Origin of the sequence: Halomonas sp. Mc5H-6 (assembly GCF_024124705.1) — a bacterium.
In the GTDB taxonomy this organism is placed as follows: Bacteria; Pseudomonadota; Gammaproteobacteria; order Pseudomonadales; family Halomonadaceae; genus Vreelandella; species Vreelandella subterranea.
Genome location: NZ_JAMXSI010000001.1, coordinates 361518 through 379331, shown reverse-complemented (window position 1 = coordinate 379331; position 17814 = coordinate 361518). Strand labels below are relative to the sequence as shown.

At 55.5% G+C, this 17814-nt stretch carries 16 protein-coding genes; 10 read left to right on the top strand and 6 right to left on the bottom strand.

Annotation, left to right across the window (positions count from 1 at the left end; genetic code table 11):
- Positions 1-207: 207 nt before the first annotated feature.
- A complete protein-coding gene (locus NH395_RS01750) occupies positions 208-1989 on the top strand; it encodes a GGDEF domain-containing phosphodiesterase (RefSeq protein ID WP_253021961.1) in 1782 nt (593 codons plus the stop codon).
- A gap of 123 nt (positions 1990-2112) precedes the next feature.
- Here NH395_RS01750 and NH395_RS01745 read toward each other — a convergent pair whose 3' ends face one another.
- From NH395_RS01745 to NH395_RS01735, 3 genes are read right to left on the bottom strand one after another with little or no spacing between them, the layout of a single operon-like run.
- The gene (locus NH395_RS01745; protein WP_253021959.1) at positions 2113-3087 is read right to left on the bottom strand and encodes a calcium/sodium antiporter; all 975 of its coding nucleotides are present in this window, start codon (positions 3085-3087) and stop codon (positions 2113-2115) included.
- A 49-nt stretch (positions 3088-3136) separates the two neighbouring features.
- Positions 3137-3940, bottom strand: coding sequence for a M48 family metallopeptidase (locus NH395_RS01740; RefSeq protein WP_253021957.1), 804 nt, complete (start codon positions 3938-3940; stop codon positions 3137-3139).
- 18 nt (positions 3941-3958) lie between these two features.
- Positions 3959-4996 (bottom strand): hypothetical protein, encoded by a 1038-nt coding sequence (locus NH395_RS01735; protein WP_253021955.1) that lies wholly within the window; start codon positions 4994-4996, stop codon positions 3959-3961.
- Between the two features lie 207 nt (positions 4997-5203).
- Here NH395_RS01735 and NH395_RS01730 point away from each other — a divergent pair, with 207 nt between their 5' ends.
- A complete protein-coding gene (locus NH395_RS01730) occupies positions 5204-5428 on the top strand; it encodes an amphi-Trp domain-containing protein (protein WP_085918741.1) in 225 nt (74 codons plus the stop codon).
- Between the two features lie 84 nt (positions 5429-5512).
- Here the strand turns inward: NH395_RS01730 and NH395_RS01725 are convergent, their stop codons facing one another.
- Positions 5513-6193, bottom strand: coding sequence for a TVP38/TMEM64 family protein (locus tag NH395_RS01725; protein ID WP_253021953.1), 681 nt, complete (start codon positions 6191-6193; stop codon positions 5513-5515).
- 117 nt (positions 6194-6310) lie between these two features.
- Here NH395_RS01725 and NH395_RS01720 point away from each other — a divergent pair, with 117 nt between their 5' ends.
- The 3 genes from NH395_RS01720 to NH395_RS01710 all read left to right on the top strand — a co-directional run bounded on the left by NH395_RS01720 (position 6311) and on the right by NH395_RS01710 (position 10942).
- Entirely contained in the window at positions 6311-8542 is a 2232-nt protein-coding gene (locus NH395_RS01720) for a glycosyltransferase (protein ID WP_253021951.1), read from the top strand.
- 207 nt (positions 8543-8749) lie between these two features.
- Positions 8750-9361, top strand: a complete 612-nt coding sequence (locus NH395_RS01715) for an exopolysaccharide biosynthesis protein (RefSeq protein WP_253021949.1) — start codon at positions 8750-8752, stop codon at positions 9359-9361.
- 168 nt (positions 9362-9529) lie between these two features.
- Positions 9530-10942 (top strand): DegQ family serine endoprotease, encoded by a 1413-nt coding sequence (locus NH395_RS01710; protein WP_253021947.1) that lies wholly within the window; start codon positions 9530-9532, stop codon positions 10940-10942.
- A 200-nt stretch (positions 10943-11142) separates the two neighbouring features.
- Here the strand turns inward: NH395_RS01710 and NH395_RS01705 are convergent, their stop codons facing one another.
- A complete protein-coding gene (locus tag NH395_RS01705) occupies positions 11143-11946 on the bottom strand; it encodes an amidohydrolase family protein (RefSeq protein ID WP_253021946.1) in 804 nt (267 codons plus the stop codon).
- A 147-nt stretch (positions 11947-12093) separates the two neighbouring features.
- On the opposite strand from NH395_RS01705, the gene NH395_RS01695 reads away from it, so the two are divergent.
- The 5 genes from NH395_RS01695 to NH395_RS01675 all read left to right on the top strand — a co-directional run bounded on the left by NH395_RS01695 (position 12094) and on the right by NH395_RS01675 (position 16717).
- Positions 12094-12852 carry a GntR family transcriptional regulator gene (locus tag NH395_RS01695; protein WP_290443653.1) on the top strand — a complete coding sequence of 253 codons (759 nt, stop codon included), beginning with the start codon at positions 12094-12096 and terminating at the stop codon, positions 12850-12852.
- Positions 12853-12874: 22 nt separating this feature from the next.
- On the top strand, positions 12875-13837 hold the full coding sequence (locus tag NH395_RS01690) for a tripartite tricarboxylate transporter substrate binding protein (protein ID WP_253021944.1): 963 nt from the start codon (positions 12875-12877) through the stop codon (positions 13835-13837).
- A gap of 28 nt (positions 13838-13865) precedes the next feature.
- Positions 13866-14315, top strand: a complete 450-nt coding sequence (locus tag NH395_RS01685) for a tripartite tricarboxylate transporter TctB family protein (protein ID WP_253021942.1) — start codon at positions 13866-13868, stop codon at positions 14313-14315.
- 15 nt (positions 14316-14330) lie between these two features.
- Entirely contained in the window at positions 14331-15821 is a 1491-nt protein-coding gene (locus NH395_RS01680; RefSeq protein ID WP_253021941.1) for a tripartite tricarboxylate transporter permease, read from the top strand.
- Between the two features lie 413 nt (positions 15822-16234).
- On the top strand, positions 16235-16717 hold the full coding sequence (locus NH395_RS01675) for an invasion associated locus B family protein (protein ID WP_366064920.1): 483 nt from the start codon (positions 16235-16237) through the stop codon (positions 16715-16717).
- A 256-nt stretch (positions 16718-16973) separates the two neighbouring features.
- On the opposite strand, the gene NH395_RS01670 is transcribed toward NH395_RS01675, so the two are convergent.
- Positions 16974-17726, bottom strand: coding sequence for a Crp/Fnr family transcriptional regulator (locus NH395_RS01670; protein ID WP_253021937.1), 753 nt, complete (start codon positions 17724-17726; stop codon positions 16974-16976).
- Positions 17727-17814 lie beyond the last annotated feature (88 nt).

Here is a 17814-nt window from a genome sequence, read left to right as displayed (position 1 = left end):
GACCGTTGATGAGGTATATATGTAGGTTTTCCTGCCAATAGGTGTAGGATAATCACAACGAAGTGCCTATCTTTACCATTACGATGGCCCTTGACAGTGTTGTTTCTTTAAGTGGATCCCATGACTGCCAGTGATTCCCGACATCACAGAGATCCGGAACGCCTGAAGAAGAATCGCAGGAAGTCTTCCGGTGCGCTCGTGTTGAAGATGTCAAAGACACCTTCAACGGATGGCATCGATTCGCATGATGCCGGCAGGGAAGAAGTCGAGTTAGTTCGCCGCCAGTATCTGGAAAGTGAGCAGCGATTCCGCGCCCTGCTGGAGAGCCTGCCGAAGGTGGCGGTTCAGGGGTATGATCGCGAGCGGCGGGTGATTTACTGGAATGAAGGGAGCACTCGTCTCTATGGCTATACCGCTGAGGAAGCACTGGGACAGTTACTGGAAGATCTGATCATCCCTGCCTTCATGCGTGACGAAATGGTCCAGGCGCATGCTGCCTGGATCAATGAAGGCGTCGACATACCCCCCGGTGAACTCGAGCTCAAGCATAAAACCGGTGAACTGGTATCGGTCTTCTCGCAGCATCTGATGCTCAATGAGCATACCGACTCACCCTTGATGTTCTGCGTGGATGTCGATCTTTCCGACCAAAAGCGCGCCCACCGTGATCTGGAATTCGCCACCCGTTTCGACAGGCTCACCCATCTCCCTAACCGCCAGACCTTCGAGGTCGACCTGGACAGTCTGCTGGATGCCTGTCGACGCCAGGGCAATGGCCTGGCAACCATCTACCTGGACATCGATCACTTCGTCGAGATCAATGATGCCCTTGGCTATGATCAAGGGGATCGCCTGCTCGTTGAGCTGACTCGGCGACTGAGAGAGTGCCAGCGAGTCGCTGATCTGGTATCCCGTGTCTCTAGCGATGAATTCGTGCTGGCCTTTCCCGGCGTCCACTTGGACCCCGATGTCAGACGGGTCGTACGTCATATCCAGAATGTCTTTCGGGAACCTTTCGTCCTGGATGGTCGGGAGCATCATGTCACGGCCTGCCTGGGCGTGACGCTCTTTCCCGAGAATGGTGAATCGTCACGCGAATTGATCCGTAATGCCGATGTTGCCAAGAATCGTGCCAAACTTGAGGGTCGCGGCACTGTACGTTTCTTCCAACAGAAACTCCATGATGAGCTGGTTCGCCAGCACGACCTCTCGGCCCGACTGGAGGAAGCCCTGGATAACGGTGAGTTCTCCCTCCACTACCAGCCCCAGGTCTCGGCGGCTAGTGGGCGAATAGAGAATCTCGAGGCTTTGATACGCTGGGAGCCTGCCGAGGGCCCGACGATCTCGCCTGGCGAGTTCATCCCCCTGGCCGAGCGTTCCGGTTTGATCCATCGCCTAGGCGAATGGGTCATCGAAGAGGCTTGCCGACAGCAGGTCGAATGGCGTGCCAAGGGGTTTCAGGAGCACCGCATCGACATCAATGTATCGGGTCGTCAACTAGTGCGCCCTGATGCCTTCAAGAACTTCGAGGACTCGCTGCAGCGTCACGGCTTAGCTCCGCGGGATATCGGCATCGAATTGACCGAGAATGTCCTGATCGAAGCCGACGAGACCGTCCTCGAGGACCTGCGGCGCCTCTATCATCGCGGTTTTCGCATTGCTATCGACGACTTCGGGACGGGCTATTCCTCCCTGAGCTACCTCAAGCACTTTCCAGCCACCGCCCTGAAGATCGATCGCTCCTTCATCCACGACGCTCCCACACAACCGAAGGATAGGGCCATCATGGAAGGAGCCATCTTCATCGGCCATCGGTTGGGATTGGAAGTGGTGGCCGAGGGCGTCGAGAACGCCGAGCAGTTGTCATTGCTTCGCGAAATGCACTGCGACCTCGTGCAGGGGTTCTTCTTCTACCGCCCGATGCCTGCCAAGGAAATCGAACGCCTGCTGGGCGGTTTTGTGCCTGGTAATGAAGAGCCGTCGAGCTGAACCGCGTCGTGATTTGACATACCCCCGGGCTTTCAGTTGGCCGACCGTGCCTTTATCGCACGCCTAGAAACGGCACCCTTGGCCGCTCAGTCATTCGTCCGACGGCATGACGATTCAGCTCCATCAGACTGTCAGCACAGCATTTACCAGCCAGCCGTTGTAGACCACTAACCCCAGCAGTAGCAGGCTCGCTTCGATACGGTTGATCCGCCCCTTTCCGCGAATCCCAAAGCCCATGATGAACAGGCCAACGACCATGGCCATCATCACCGGCCAGTCTCGGCGCATGACCTCCGCGGAAAGCGCCTCCATCGGTGCGATAACACCCGCGATGCCCACCACCGCTAATAGGTTGAACATGCAGGAACCCACGACGTTGCCAATGGCAATATCGTGCTCCCCCTTGCGAACCGCGGCGATCGAGGATGCCAACTCCGGGAGCGAGGTACCCAGCGCCACGATCGTTAATCCGATGATGAGGTCACTAACGCCCAGGGCACTCGCCACCGAGACGGCACCCCAGACCAGCATCCGCGAACTCACCAGCAGCAGCGCCAGTCCTACCAGGAGCCACAGGATGGCCCGGCCAAGCGTCATGGCGGGCGATGAGAGTTCCTGTTCAGTCTCTGCGGCTAATGGGTCACCCTTGCCACGCAGCGCTGCCCAGGTCGTCCAGGCCATCAGGCCGAAGAACCCCATCAGTAGCAACACGGACTCCAGCCGACCCAGTTGGTCATTCCAGAAGAATGCCCCTGCCACGCCGCCAAACAGCAACAGCAGCGGTAACTCGCGGCGAATGATCGTCGAATGCACCGCAATCGGCACGATAAGCGCCGTCACTCCGATGATCAGGCCAACATTGTAGATATTGGAGCCCAGCGCATTGCCGAGGGCCAGTTCGGGATTCCCCTCCAGGGCCGCCATGATGGACACGACGATCTCGGGTGCCGAAGTACCGAACCCGACGATGACCATGCCGATCACCAACGACGGTAACCCGATGTGCCCAGCCACCGCCGAGGCGCCATCAATGAAGCGGTCAGCACTCCACAGGAGCAGTAAAAAACCCAGGATGATGGCCAGAATCGGTAAGATCACGACGTCTCCTTAACGTTGCCAGTGGCACTGTATGTAGCCCGCCTTCTGATTATGCAGAACAGTCGGCAGGCGAGGCATTCTGGTAGGTTGCCAAAGCGTCTTCCATGGATGTTGTGAGCACCTTGATACGAGATTCGTGGGCGGGATGAGTCGAAAGAAACTCTGGAGGCTGACCTCCTCCAGCAGCGGCCATGTTGCGCCACAGGGCCACACTCTGTTGCGGATCAAATCCCGCCCGGGCCATGATCGCCAGACCCATCAGGTCGGCCTCTTCCTCATGAGTCCTGCTGAACGGCAGACTAATGCCGATCTGGGCGCCGATGCCCAACGCCTGCATCAACTGCTGATGCCCCAGTTCCCCCTCTCCCAACAATCCCACAACCAAAAGCCCGGCCTTGATGCCGAGTTGTTGGGTGAGTCGCTCATTACCATGGTCAGCCAGCACATGGGCTACTTCGTGTCCGATAACCGCCGCAAGTTGAGCGGGCGTCTCGGCCACTCGCAGTAAACCGGTATGCACACCGATGCGCCCTCCGGGGAGAGCGAAGGCGTTGGGAGAAGCATCCTCAAAGACGACAACGTCCCAGCGCTCAGGGAAAGCGAGCTCTGGGTAGCTTGCCTCAGCGCCAGCCACCACTTTCTCGGCCACACATTGCACCAGCTCATTCACCTGCGCATCACGTGATACCGGCTGGCGATTGAGTAACTGGTCGAAGGCATTCTCCCCCATTTGGGCCATCAGGTTTTCAGGCACCAGTGTCAGTTGGGAACGCCCTGTTGGCGTCTCATCACAGCCCGCCAGCAATGTCAGCAGCAGCATGAACAACAGGTGGAACGGGAATCGCAGACGCATCAATGGCCTCGCCAAGAGTCAGGTAACCTGCAGCAGGGTATAGGGCGCCTCGCAGGCATGTCGTTCATCACGCTCATCGACGCTGCCTAGACCGAGATGCCGATCATTGTCGTAAGCAACAAACAGTCGATCATGATCCAGCACGGCAAGCCCCTCAGCCTTGTGCTCAAACTCCAAGGGCAGTCCTTCAGGAGTGGTCACAAGTGCCGGGCTGCTGCCCGCCCGAAAATCGCCCAGGCTTACCTCCCAGAGGTAACCACCGATGCGTTCTTCACCGCCTTCCTTCACCTCGAAGCTGTTGAGCAGGTAAAGGCGTGCATGGTAGGGATCATACTCCAGACTCGATAAACCGCAGTCATAACGGACCGCCGGGTGATTGCCGGGATCAAAGGCGTAGTGCTCGCGCATTTTATCGATAAACACCAGGTTACCAGTGTCGCTAATCTCGTAATGAGCGCCCACGATACGGCTTACGTAACTAAAGTCATCATGCGCCCGCCCCTGTTCGCGGATACCGAACAACAGTAGGCCATCGCCGCGCTCTCCAGGTATCGCAGCGAGCCCCTCAACTTTGTAATAAGGGAAGCCAACAGCATCGTCGAGCTTGGTGCGTAGTTCCAGGGAGCCCTCGACACCATCCCGTGGGTCGGGGTCTACTGCCTGCACTTTTTCAGGTTCGCCCAGCGGCCAAATCAGCAAGTGGTTATAGTCGTTAAGGGTATGGCTTTCACTGTCGATTCGATCGAAACCTGTGGTTGCCAGTACGTAGCGGCCATCCGCCGTGAGGGATAAATCCTCGTACTTGACAGCCTGTTTGATCAACGGCGTTGTATAGTATTCCAGTTGGCCCTCATCTGGCCCTTTTGCGGTCATTGGCATGGCAAATACCGCCGAACGTTCCTCGCCGGGGACCGGCTTGTCGCTGGCCAGGATCAGCCGCTTGCCGTCATAGAGCACAGCGGAGACCTCGGCATTGACCAGTTTTCCTTGCTCATCGCGCAACCCAGCGGGAAAGCAGTGGATAGTTCCTTGCTGTAGGATTGTTGCATGCGTCATGGTTTAAGGTCCTTGCGACTGCCAAAAGTGGAGCGAAGCTTAGACCTTAGCGCCAGGCGTCGAGCGCCCCAGAAGCTCTGGAAACGTTTCGTCGCTGCCGCGTTTGCCTTACGTCGCACAATGTGAACTACGTATGGCCTGTTATGTTGGAAATCAAGCGGCTTATCGACACCCACTAGCAATAATGACTGACCAGAGGAGAGTTAAATGAGTACTAAAGAAGAGAGGGATGTAGAAAAAGGCTACTCAAAGGCAGACTTTGTGGCCAAGCTGCGTCGGTTGGCAGATTCCATCGAGAACGGTGAGCGTTTCGATATTCAGATTGCAGGCGAGCGTATCTACGTCCCCGTGCGAGCGGCGTTCACCATCGAACACGAGCGGTCAGATGATGAAGAAGAAATAGAGTTTCAGATCAAATGGCACCATGAATAGCGCCCGGCATTGACCTGACGTGGCGGCGAGGCTTTGCATGGCGGAAGCGGCGCTAATTATGGTCGACTGAGTAACAGCAAGCCGCTAGCGCGTGCGTGATTTGCGCCGGGAGTAGTGGCGCAACGCAAATAGCAGCAAGATGCCAAGCCCCAGACCGGCCAGCGACAGCATGACATCGCGCGGGTCACTGGCCGTCACAAGCGCACCCAACTGACTGCCCAGCAGGGTGACGGCGGCGAGCCCCGGCACAATGCCAAGGGTTGAACCGACCATGTAATCGCGAAACTTGATGTGAAACGCACCCGCCATCATATTGGTAAGGGTAAAAGGTGCCAATGGGAGCAGGTTAATCAGCGTCATTGCACGAATGCCACGACGGGACAGGTAGTGCGAAAGCCCCTTCATGTGTTTGCCACCATGGTTCAGCAACGCCTCGCGTCCCAGGCGATGCCCTACAGCATACGACACTACTGAGGATGCCAGCGTCCCCATCGTTGCATAAACAAACCCCCATACCGGACCGAAGATCAAACCGGTGACGGCCACCAGGATACTCAGTGGAAACATCACCAAAAGGGCGAGCACATAGACGATCGTCACCAGCACAAACACCCAAGAAGAATCTCGCCACTGAGGGGATGCGGCTACCCAGGCACGGAGGCCATTAACCGTCACAATGTCATTGACCGTCAGCCATTGCCATAACCCACCGAGTGCAAGCAGCAATGCTAAAACACTTAGCGCTATTGTAACGGGACGCACCATCCGCTTTTTCTCCCCAAATCCGATTGCAAACATGGTAAAAAATTGGGTTGTCGACGCGCGGGCACGTTTGTGTCAGCTTATCGCCCCTGTTACCCACCCAGCCAGGAGACACTCCGAGTGCCCCGCCAGCGACTCATTTCGTGGTTTTTCTATCTCAACCTTGCCCTTATTGCTGCACTGCTGGGTTACAAAGCTTACCTGAATTTTTTTGAGCAGGACTTTGCCAGCGCTCACGCCGATCAGGTCAACGCCATTGAGTCGATGCTTACCGAACGTGAGACGTACCGTTTTGCCGTGCTGGGCAACATTAACAACTCGGTGGGCATTTTTGAGCGCAAAATTATCCCTCGCCTCAATCGCGAGGGCTATGACTTTATCATCTCGGCTGGCAATGCTGTCGCCAGCGGTGGCGAAGACAAATACCGCGCACTGTTTGGCACCCTCAGTTATTTGGATATGCCATACCTGCTAACCTTCGGCCCCCACGAGGAAAGCCGACTCGGTGGCTTTCGCTTTTACGACCACTTCGGCCCCTATCACTTCAGTTTTGCGGCAGGAAAAAGCCGCTTCACCTTTCTTGACAGCACCGGCACGACCGATTTTGGCTGGCAAATGCGGTGGCTTGATGAAGTGCTCGCCGCACGGCGCGAACCTAACCAGTTTCTGTTCAGCGCCCACCCACTCTACCCGGTGGACCACCCAGGGCTTTTTGGCCTAGACGATGACCACGACTATCACCTTGAGAACCCCGCACGCCAAGGTTTGACCCGCCAGATCGAGCAGGCCGACGTGGATGCAGTGTTCTCTTCGCTGGTGCCGCTGTTTGACCGCCAGCAGCATGGGGGCACCACTTACATCACCACCGGCGGGGCTGGCGGATTAGTGCTCAATGATGACGAAAGTTACCACCACTTTGTCTCCGTCAGCGTTGACGGTGATGAAATCCAGATAAGCGAACGGCGCCTGGATATCGGCCAGCACCCGATCTGGCGCACGCTGGAAAGTTTGTGGTTTTTTATCTACTCACTGTTTTACGTTGGCTACCTGAACTTCATCCTGATCGTTTCCACGTTCATTGCCATCGCGCTCTGGTTATACAAGCGGATTTTCACCGAGCAGGATTACTACCCTGATTTTGATATTGACCCGGATGCCGGTGGTAATACGCCACTTCACGTGGCCATGTTCACCAATAACTACCTGCCATTTATCGGTGGCGTACCGATATCCGTTGAGCGCTTAAAACGCGGTTTGAAAGGGCTTCATAATAGCGTCTTGGTCGTCGCCCCAGGCTACCCCCATCAGCCTCCCGACGAGGAAGCTGACATACTGCGCCTGGCCTCGCTTTTGCCCATGGGCCGCCACAAAGAGTTTCGCTTGGCGAACATTTTCTCTTGGCGTTTGGTTAAGCGTGTGCGCGCCTTTGCTCCGCAGGTGATTCACGTTCACCACCCGTTCTGGATCGGCCGCGCCGGTCAGCTATTGGGCCGGTTATTGAGAGTACCCGTGGTTTACACCTACCACACACGCTTGGAGCACTACGCTCACTATGTGCCACTACCAGGGCCGTTGTTTCGCAATTTGATTTCCCACGCCCTGGTGAAGCGCTTTGCCAACGGCTGCGATGCGGTCATTGTTCCCACCAGCTCCGCCGAAGAGTACATGCGGATTATCGGCGTCAAACAACCCATCTTCGTCCAGCCGACGGGCATCGAATACGCGCGTTTTGCCACCGCTGACAGTGCCATGCTCGACACGCTACGCCAACGCTACCGGCTTGAAGGCAAACGCGTGCTGGTGTCAATTTCACGCCTGAGCAAAGAGAAGAACATCGACTTTATGCTCGATGGTTTAGCGCTTTTACGCGATAGCAGTGAGCACGACTTCCACTTGCTACTGCTTGGGGAGGGCCATGACCACGAGCGATTGCAGGCACGTATCGAAGTGCTAGGCCTTAGCAAGCACGTTACATTGGTGGGTGCCGTCCCTCCCGACGAAGTGGCTTGCTACTGCCACCTGGCCGAGCTTTTCGTCTTCGCTTCCCGCTCGGAAACGCAAGGCATGGTGGTACTCGAAGCCATGGCAGCGGGACTGCCGGTTGTGGTAATCCGCTCCAGCGGTATCGAGGATATCGTTCAGCACGGGGTTAACGGCTACAAAACAGCCCCCGACCCCCAGGCTTGGTGCGGACGAATCGACACCCTGCTCAGCGACGATACATTAAAAGCACGCATGAGCGAGCAAGCCTCGCACTGTGCCGCCGAACACCGTATCGAGCAGTTTGCCACAGCAGTGCTACGTGTTTACCGCTACGTGATCGAAGCACGACGTAAGTCACATGCTGATTAAACGTGCGAGTCCCAACGGCTTAATGGCTTGACTGACCCGGACTTATGACACATGAGCCTGTCGAAATAGCAGTGGCTGCTTTCAAACAACGCAGACTTGGCCATGGGGGTAGCAAAAAATGGGAAGAGATGGATATCTATTTAACGTCCATCTATATATATTCCACTCGTCGAACTTCTAACGACGTGGATGAGGGATGCATAAGAGATGAGCTTGGCCAATGTATTGCGTGCTCTTCCTGGTAGCTTGAAAAATCAACGCCCCTCCCTAAGTGACATTCTGGACGCTCTCGATGAGCGTGCGACTCCTTTGGTATTAATGCTTTTCGCGATCCCTGCGATTGTGCCCACTCCCGGCATTCCCGCTGGCATGGTGTTTGGGACAGCGCTAGCCTTCATTGGCATGCAGATGGCTGTCGGCGCCAAGCGTATCCGGCTGCCTTCGCGTATTGCCCAACTGCGTATCGGAATTGAGCAGCTGGAGCGGGTCCTGGGCAAGGCAACGCCTCATCTCGAAAAGCTTGAACGGCGCCTAAGCGCACGCCTGGCCTGCCTTAACACACCGCTGGCGATTCGCAGCATCGGCGTCGTCATTTTCATCATGGCCGTGTTGATAGCGCTCCCGATTCCATTCGGCAATACGCTGCCCGGCTTGGCAGTACTGATTTTGTCGTTAGGCCTCGCCCAGCGGGATGGCATCGCTGTCGTCGCCGGACTCGGCCTTGCCCTGATAGCCGGTGTGGTCTCCACAGCCATCATCGGCAGTAGTTGGTGGCTCATCGAAAGCTTCTTCAACGGGCCGCTCATCACATCAACCTGATGCGAAAATCATCATGACAAGGCGGTAATCAGCACGCCCTAACAGGACCCATCGCTTATAGAGACGGACAGGAGCCCCGCCCAGAAAGCGTACGGAACTTTGTAAAGTGACTGCTGTAATAAAAATGCTGTCATGTTACATGCACTCGAAAGACAGGAGTCAAACGTGATGCCCAAGTTCCATTCGCCCTCTTGGCTGATAAGCTTAGCGCTATTGATGATGCTGGCAACGCCAGCGCTCGCCGAAACACGGCTTCCAGACTTTACGGAGTTGGTCGACACGGCCGCGCCTGCCGTGGTCAACATCTCGACCACTCGCGATGCCGACGGGACAATGACTTCCTCCCGGCAGTTCGGCGGAGAGGAGGTCCCGGAGATCTTTCGCCACTTCTTTGGCGACCGTTTCCCGATGCCGCCTGGCGGCGCACCCCGTCATGATGACGAGCCGCGCCGGTCACTGGGGTCAGGCTTTATCTTTGATGAAGACGGCTACATCATGACCAACGCCCATGTGGTCAAGGATGCCGACAGAATTCTGGTGCGCCTCAACGACCGCCGCGAGCTTGAGGCAGAATTGATCGGGGCCGATGAGAAGACCGGCGTGGCGGTCCTCAAGGTCGAGGCTGACGACCTGCCCACCCTGGAGCTAGGCGAGTCCAATGACCTCAAGGTCGGCCAGTGGGTCGCCGCCATCGGCTCGCCCTTTGGCTTTGATCACTCTGTAACCTCCGGCATCATAAGCGCCATTAACCGCACCCTGCCCCAGGACGTCTATGTCCCCTTCATCCAGACCGATGTCGCGATCAACCCTGGCAACTCAGGCGGACCTCTGTTCAACCTGGATGGCGAAGTCGTGGGTATCAACTCCCAGATCATCACCCGTAGCGGTGGTTATATGGGCCTTTCATTCGCCATCCCCATCGATGTGGCGATGGATGTTGCCAAACAATTGCGTGAAGACGGCTATGTGAGTCGCGGCTGGCTCGGCGTCAGCATCCAGCCGGTGTCCAAAGACCTGGCTGAATCCTTCGGTATGGAACAGGCCGAAGGCGCCTTGATCGCCGAACTCGACCCCAGCGGCCCAGCGGCGGACAGTGGCCTCCAGGCAGGCGATGTCATCCTGGAAGTCAACGGCCAGGAGGTGGACCACTCCACCACGCTGCCGCGCCTGGTCGGTAAGACGACACCCGGCGAAGAGGTCGAGCTCTCTATATTGCGCGACGGCCAGAATGAGACCGTCACGGTAGAGGTGGGCGAGTGGCCGAATGCCGGTCCTCATCAATCAGACGGCGATCCACTTCGACTCGGCATCGCGGTCCAGCCGCTGAACGACATGGAGAAACGTCAGCTCGGCATCGAACATGGGGTACGCATCGTCAGGGTCGACCCGACCGGCCGCGCCGCTGCCGCTGGCATTCGCCCCGGCGATGTGCTGGTCAGCATCGGCCAGCAGCCGATTGAAAGCCCAGGCCAATTGGAGGAAATGCTGACCAATCTGTCTGGCAATCAAACGCTGCCTGTGCTGCTCAATCGCGAAGGCCGCGCCTACTTTGTCGCCATTCGCCTTGGCGACGAGGACTGACGTCTAAGAGAAAGCTCACCCACGTCAGCGCATCGGTGGCACAAGTCACCGATGCGCTTTTTCATAGCGGCTCGAGGCGGTGGTCGTCGTGGGGCTCATCCCTCGCCATCAAGCCGAATCCCAGGAGATACGAGTCACCGGCAACACCAAGGCTGTGAACATTCCCTTATTCGATTTTATTAGCATTTGCTATACCTCATCTATAAAACATCCAGTCGAAACAAGGAACGGGGGGTCGTAACAAGAATATGTTGGCGATCATCAGCATCGCTAATCCAGTGATTGAGCCAACCGTAAGTATCGCGGTAAGTATGCTTATCCTCATGGCGTGTCCACGGCCAATCGCTGCCCCACACCAATTTATCGCGCCCAAGATGATGTAACAGAGCTTGAACGTGCGGCTTTAAATCGGCCACCGGTGAACGATAAGGAGCCGAGAGTTTCACCCAGGTTCGTTCTGCCTGCCCGGCCTCAAGCAGCAGACGACACCCGGGATCTTGCCTAGGGACGGCTTCGACAGGCAGTCCAATATGATCGATGACTAACTTCACGCCATGCTCATGTAACGCTGGAAAAATTTCAGGCAGCCGATTTCCTTCCAGGTGTAGCTCAAGATGCCAGTCCATGGCTTTCAGATGATCCAGAAAATCTATCCATTGAGGATCCTGGAGGTTTGGCAATGCGCTTCGCCCCTCAATGAGATTCCACCTCACCCCCACAATGCCAACAGCATCAAGAGCGGCTATTTCCTCAAGCGTTGTCTCCTTGGCTAGCTGAACGACGCCGCGATATGAATGATCGATTTTGGCAAGAATTTCAAGCAGTTGCCGATTATCATTGCCCAGAAAGCTCGGCTGGACCAATACGCCGCCGCTTAATTGGCAACTGGCGAGATTCTCTTGCCAATCCGCAAGCGGCGCAGGACGTGAGGGGCTGTAGTTAGAGCCTTGGACATTGTTCACAGGCCCGTAAACATGAGCATGACAATCAAAACCTGCTTTCACTTTGGCACCTCATAACGTTATCCCTGGAGGTTTCTCATCGGCTAGCTTGTTATACATAAGTATAGTTCTCTAGAGAACTGGTTGACTGGAAGTATACACGGGTCTTCAATGACCTCAAGAAATCAACGATAACCATTGGGTGAGCCTATGCAATCCAGATTCACTACTGATACGGACGGAAGATTACCTCTGTATGCCAAACTCCGCGATCAATTAGGATCAAGGATTGCCAATGGGGAGTGGAAACCTGGCGACATGATCCCCTCGGAGAACCGTTTAGCCGAAGAGTATGGTGTTGCTTTGGCAACTATGCGGATGGCAATGAAGCAGCTTGTCGATGAGGGGCTGCTGGATCGTCGGCGAGGTACTGGCACCTTCGTTAAGCAACCTGCGTTCCGAGCCGATCTGTTTCGCTTCTTCCACGTCCATCACGTGGACGATCCCGATATCCCCGTCATACCAGAAAGCCGAATTCTTAGCTGCCAGAAAGTCCCCCTTCCCACAGAGGCAAAGAAAGCCTTTGGCGAAGACTCTGCCAGCCAATGCGTAAAACTGGAACGCGTTCGCCTCTGGTCAGGCGAGCCGTTGCTGTTTGAAGAGATTTTCCTACGCCTGCCCGATTTCGAAGAGCTCTTGTCGCTAAATCTGAAAGCGACGGGCCCTTTGTTATATCCCGTATTTCTCGAAAAATTCGGGATTCTAATCTCGTCGGCCACCGACGAGCTTTCGTTCGGCATTGCTACCGAGACCAGCGCCAAGCAATTGGAGCTAGCACCAGACGCACCGGTCGCGGTCATCCAGCGCATTGCCCGCAATCCCTCAGGAAGAGTCATCGAGTTTCGCCAAGTACACGGACGGCCTGAACGCTTCCGTTACCGCGTCACGCTCGGCGATCAACCCGCATGAGAGCCTCAAAAGGTATTTAACAATGAAAAAATTACAGCTTACATCTGTTGTTGCATTGTCAGCATTGACTGCCATACCGGTCATGGCTGATGACTACCCAAATCGTCCCATTGAGATCATCGTACCGGCACCTGCTGGCGGCGGCACTGACAACGTTGCCCGCATGCTCAATCAATACCTTCAGGAGGAATTGGGAGAGTCCTTGGCCGTGCTGAATGTCGCTGGAGGAGGTGGTGCTATTGGGGTGAACCAGATTGCCCGGGCTAAGCCGGATGGCTACACACTACTCTCTACCTGGAATAGCCCTATCACCACTGTGCCGCACATGCAGCGTGTTCAATACTCGTATGAGACATTAACTCCCATTATCAGCACTTCACAGAGCGCTTACACCATGTGTGTAGCGCCGGACTTCCCTGCTGAAACGGGTGAGGAATTCATTGCCGAGCTACAAAGCAACCCCGGCCAGTACGCCTATGGTAATGACGGTGTTGGGGGAACCATGCGTTTGGCGGCAGAGCGTATTTTCGAAGCCACTGACATTGAAGCACGCCCCATTCCGTTCAGCGGTGCCGGTGAAACACTCCAAAACTTCCTTGGAGGCCACGTTGACATCTACGGTGGCTCCATCACGCCGGTACTTCCCTATGTAGAAGAAGGTAAGGCGAAGTGTCTGCTTGTGACATCCGCCGACGATAACGAGGCCCTCCCCCAAGCATCAGGCCTTGCAGCACTGGGGCATCCTGAGCTGGAAACCGTGCTGTGGCGCATGATGCTGGCACCCGAGGGTATGGAGGAGCAGCGCGTTAACGTTATCGCCGATGCCGTTGCAAGCGCTGTAGAGCATCCCGAATTCCAAGCGTTCCTGGCTGCTCAAGGTGAAACACTCAACCTTGTACGTGGTGAGGCGCTCCGCGAGCGTCTGAAGCTGGAAACCGAAGCGATTGGCGAGACACTCGACAAGCTTGGGCTTAAGAAAAACTAATCCATGCTGACTGGACGGTAATTTGCTCATGAACTTCAGAGATATTATCTCTGGCATCGCCTTCCTCATTCTCGGCTGCTCAGTCGTATGGGTGGGGAATGGCTTTGATGCCGGAGCCGCTTACGTACCCATGGGCGTTGGCATTCTGATATGCCTGTTTTCACTTCCTCTGATCTTTAAGGGCGTTATGCAGAGGTTGAGGACAAGTGAGTCGAGCAGCAGCGCTGTCGCCTTAATCGATCACCCTGGACGGTTTATTGCAACAGTCGCCTGTTGCCTGATCTATTACTTGGCCATGCCAACAGTGGGGTTCTACACCACTAGCACTCTGTTCATCATACTACTGGCGCTGGTGCTCGGTGAAAGGCGCCCAAGCGTGGTTCTAGGCATTACGGTGGGCTTCATCATCCTGTTATACGGGTTGTTTGCGATCGTGCTGAAACGCCCCTTGCCCGTCGAATTTTTCCTGGTTTCCTAAATAGGGTGACACGCTATGTTTGATTCCCTGTTCAACGCACTCCCCGTAGTCCTGCAGTTTGGCTCCCTGGTCAGTCTGTTAGTAGGTACGCTGGTGGGCATCTTGATCGGTGCTCTACCCGGGCTCAATCCGGTGATGGCCATCGCTCTGATGCTTCCCCTAACCTATGGCTTTGATCCGGTGATCGCTTTAGGGTTAGTGGCAGGTATCTATAATGGCTCAATGTACGGTGGCGCCATTCCGGCCATCTTACTTAAAATACCGGGAACGCCAGCTGCCATCGCGACGACATTCGATGGGCACCCCATGACACGTAATGGTCAAGGCGGGCTGGCCCTCAAGACGGCGTGCTGGTCGTCAGCCATTGGGGGAATCATAAGTGCCATAGCGCTGATGACGCTAGCCCCTCTTTTGGCACAAGTCACGCTCGCTTTTGGGCCCACCGAATATTTCTGGGTTGCCGTTTTTGGTCTAGTGAGCATCGCCGTGCTGGTGGGCAGTGATATCAGCAAGGGCATGCTCAGCGCCCTGTTTGGCATCGTCATTGGTCTGGTGGGGATCGACACCATCAGTGGTATGGAGCGTTACACTTTCGGGTCGCTCTACCTCAGCGGTGGATTCGACCTGATCATTGTGTTAATCGGCCTCTACGCGATTCCACCAGTGCTGGAAATGGCCGAGAAACGCAACGCCACCTACTACGATGAAGGCAGCTTCAAAGTCGATGCTAGTGGCAATGCACTGGCATTGATACGTCAGCACTGGCGTACCTGGACGCGCTCATCGCTGATAGGCGTCAGTGTGGGCATTTTGCCAGGTGCTGGCGGCAATCTGGCGGCATTGTTGAGTTATAACGAAGCGAAGCGCAAGTCCGCTAACCCCAACTCTTTCGGTACCGGCAATCCGGTGGGGGTTGCCGCCGCCGAATCAGGTAACAGTGCCGACAATGCGTCTGCGATGATTCCGTCCCTGACGTTGGGCATTCCAGGCAACCTGGTCGCTGCACTTGTGCTCGGCGCGCTGATGATTCATGGACTTCAGCCCGGGCCACAACTGTTTACAAAGTCGCCTGATGTGGTCTTCGGCTTCATGTGGCAGATGCTGCTGACAGCAATGCTACTACTGTTACTGGGTGGCATGGTGGCTACCCGCCTTTTTGCTCAGGTCTTGCGCATGCCGACCGCCCTATTGGTTCCCACAACCTTGGTGCTCATGGCGGTGGGGGTTTATACCGTCAAAGGGAACATGACGGACCTGTATGTAATGTTAGGGTTTGGGTTGCTCGGCTATTTACTCCATCGACTCGCCTTTCCACTCGCACCCGTTGTGCTGGGGGTGCTGTTAGGGCCGATGGCAGAACAAAACTTACGCTTGGCAATGCTGCTCTCGCAAGACGACGTGGGCTCCCTCTTTACACGCCCTATCTCACAGGGAATTATCGCACTATTGTTATTGGTCGTGTTTTCACAGGTTTGGAAAAAGTTACGGAAAGGGCGTCAGGGTTAAGAGCGCCACGGAAGACATTCCACAGATATAAAGCTGAAACGCACCAGTGACTATGACGTAGCGAAGCGGAGACAAAGGCATCCAAGTGTCGTGACTAGCTAGCTGCTTCCAAGCATTTACGCACGAAGCTGCCGCTCCTCTCGCATGACGTAGAGGACGAGAATCCGTTTCTCGTCCTCACGATAAAATGCGACACGGTGGAAACACTACCTTCCATAATTGCCTGCCGAGTCACAAATGATTTCGTAAATAAAAAGCATTTAGCCCCCGTTTAATGCCCCTAGGGGCTCGACCTCAAGCGAACAAGCAGGCATGGTAGATATTATCATTTACTACCAGCAAACCAACGTGAGGTTCCGCCAATGCCGTACTGTCTTACTAAAAACCTATACAGGATGGGGCTATTATCGATCTTGGCGTTGTCGCCCAACGCCTTCAGCCAACAACAACCGGGGACAGCTTCCGGTGGTAATGTCACCACCGAGTCGTTCCAGGACTGGGAGGTCCGTTGCCAGCGTAATGCCGAGGGCCCAACGCCTTGTGCGATGGCGCAATTAATCACCCAACCTGGCAGCGACCAGCCCTTGATGCAGGTAATACTCGACTACCCACCCCAGATCGATGACCCGGCGATGAGCTTCTTCATGCCGCTGGGGGTTCGTCTGGCCCCGGGCCTGCAATTGAGTGTCGATAACGGTGAGCCTATCCAGTTCCCCTACCAGGTCTGCATGGAGCAAGGGTGCCGTGCTGACGTCCCCATTGAGCCGTCGATGTTGCAGCAACTCCGCAGGGGCAATACGGCAACCCTCAGCATGATTGGCCCAAACGGTGACCGCATGGACCTGGATATTTCGCTGATCGGCTTTACCGACGCAATTAACCGCATCGCTCCCTGATTTTGGGAGAGCCTTCCCAGACAAAACCGGCCCACGAAGGCTGGTTTTGTCTACCCAGCCGTTATCGGCAGGCCCTAGACGCAGGTCGCTGTACTTAATGCAGACCAACACATCTTTCTACCAGTTCGTCGGCGCGAATCGTGAAAGCCTGGATAAGCGAAATTGGCCTACATGCATCCTCCAAGACATACCCCATGGAGATGTCGCTTCAAGCCAGCAATCATTCACTCCTAAGGAAGCGACCCGCGCATTTGCCTTATGGGGTAGCTCTTAGCAGCTCAGAGAACGCGGAAGGTAGGAATTCATCGATATAGCTGTCATTGAACTCGACTAGCCGCGCCAACGCCTCGGGATCGGGCAACTTGACACGCTGGCGATCTCGGATCACCAGCCCCTCCTCCCGCAGCATCGAGAAGGTCCGACTAACGTGTACCGGGCTCATTCCCAGCGCATCGCCGATCAGCTCTTGAGTCAGCGGCATGAGAAAGCTATTGTCCTCCACCGCCCCAATCCGCTTGAGTCGCAGATAGATCTCGTAGAGAAAGTGTGCCAGCTGCTCATGAGCGGCATACTTGCCAAGATAGACCAGCCGCTCGGAAAGCAACGCTTGCTGACGCATCGCGGTGGCCATGATCCCGACAGCCAGGCTTGAACGTCCAAAGAGTTCAAAAAGCTGCTGATAGGAGAACGGATAGATCACACCGTCATTTATCATCGCCGCACTTGCCAGTCGACGGGTGAAGCCAAAATCGCGGATGCCGATGATATCCCCGGGAAGGTAGAACTTTAGAATCTGCTTCGAACCATTTTTCAAGTTACGATAGGAATATCCCCAACCTTCCTTGACCACGCAGAACAGATCAGCATGCCCGTTCTCCAGCCACAGCACCTCGTTGGCTGACATGTGCCGAGGGTTAAGCTCAAGTTCCAGCAAAAAGGCTTTGTCTTCGGTTGACAATGCCCCTTGGTTGCTAAGGCCCCGCATGACGACTGTATCGAGGAGAGCCACTCTATTACCTCTCAGGCAAATGATTTTTTCATCTTATTCTAATGCATATGCCTACTCGCTCACTTAACATAGGTTATGGATAATGCGC

Bases quoted from the DNA above. Each gene is read 5' to 3' on its own strand.
- NH395_RS01725 (WP_253021953.1), bottom strand. From the start codon at position 6,193: ATGGTGCGTCCCGTTACAATAGCGCTAAGTGTTTTAGCATTGCTGCTT.
- NH395_RS01735 (WP_253021955.1), bottom strand. From the start codon at position 4,996: ATGACGCATGCAACAATCCTACAGCAAGGAACTATCCACTGCTTTCCC.
- NH395_RS01715 (WP_253021949.1), top strand. From the start codon at position 8,750: ATGAGCTTGGCCAATGTATTGCGTGCTCTTCCTGGTAGCTTGAAAAAT.
- NH395_RS01710 (WP_253021947.1), top strand. From the start codon at position 9,530: ATGCCCAAGTTCCATTCGCCCTCTTGGCTGATAAGCTTAGCGCTATTG.
- NH395_RS01690 (WP_253021944.1), top strand. From the start codon at position 12,875: ATGAAAAAATTACAGCTTACATCTGTTGTTGCATTGTCAGCATTGACT.
- NH395_RS01740 (WP_253021957.1), bottom strand. From the start codon at position 3,940: ATGCGTCTGCGATTCCCGTTCCACCTGTTGTTCATGCTGCTGCTGACA.
- NH395_RS01750 (WP_253021961.1), top strand. From the start codon at position 208: ATGTCAAAGACACCTTCAACGGATGGCATCGATTCGCATGATGCCGGC.
- NH395_RS01680 (WP_253021941.1), top strand. From the start codon at position 14,331: ATGTTTGATTCCCTGTTCAACGCACTCCCCGTAGTCCTGCAGTTTGGC.
- NH395_RS01685 (WP_253021942.1), top strand. From the start codon at position 13,866: ATGAACTTCAGAGATATTATCTCTGGCATCGCCTTCCTCATTCTCGGC.
- NH395_RS01730 (WP_085918741.1), top strand. From the start codon at position 5,204: ATGAGTACTAAAGAAGAGAGGGATGTAGAAAAAGGCTACTCAAAGGCA.
- NH395_RS01695 (WP_290443653.1), top strand. From the start codon at position 12,094: ATGCAATCCAGATTCACTACTGATACGGACGGAAGATTACCTCTGTAT.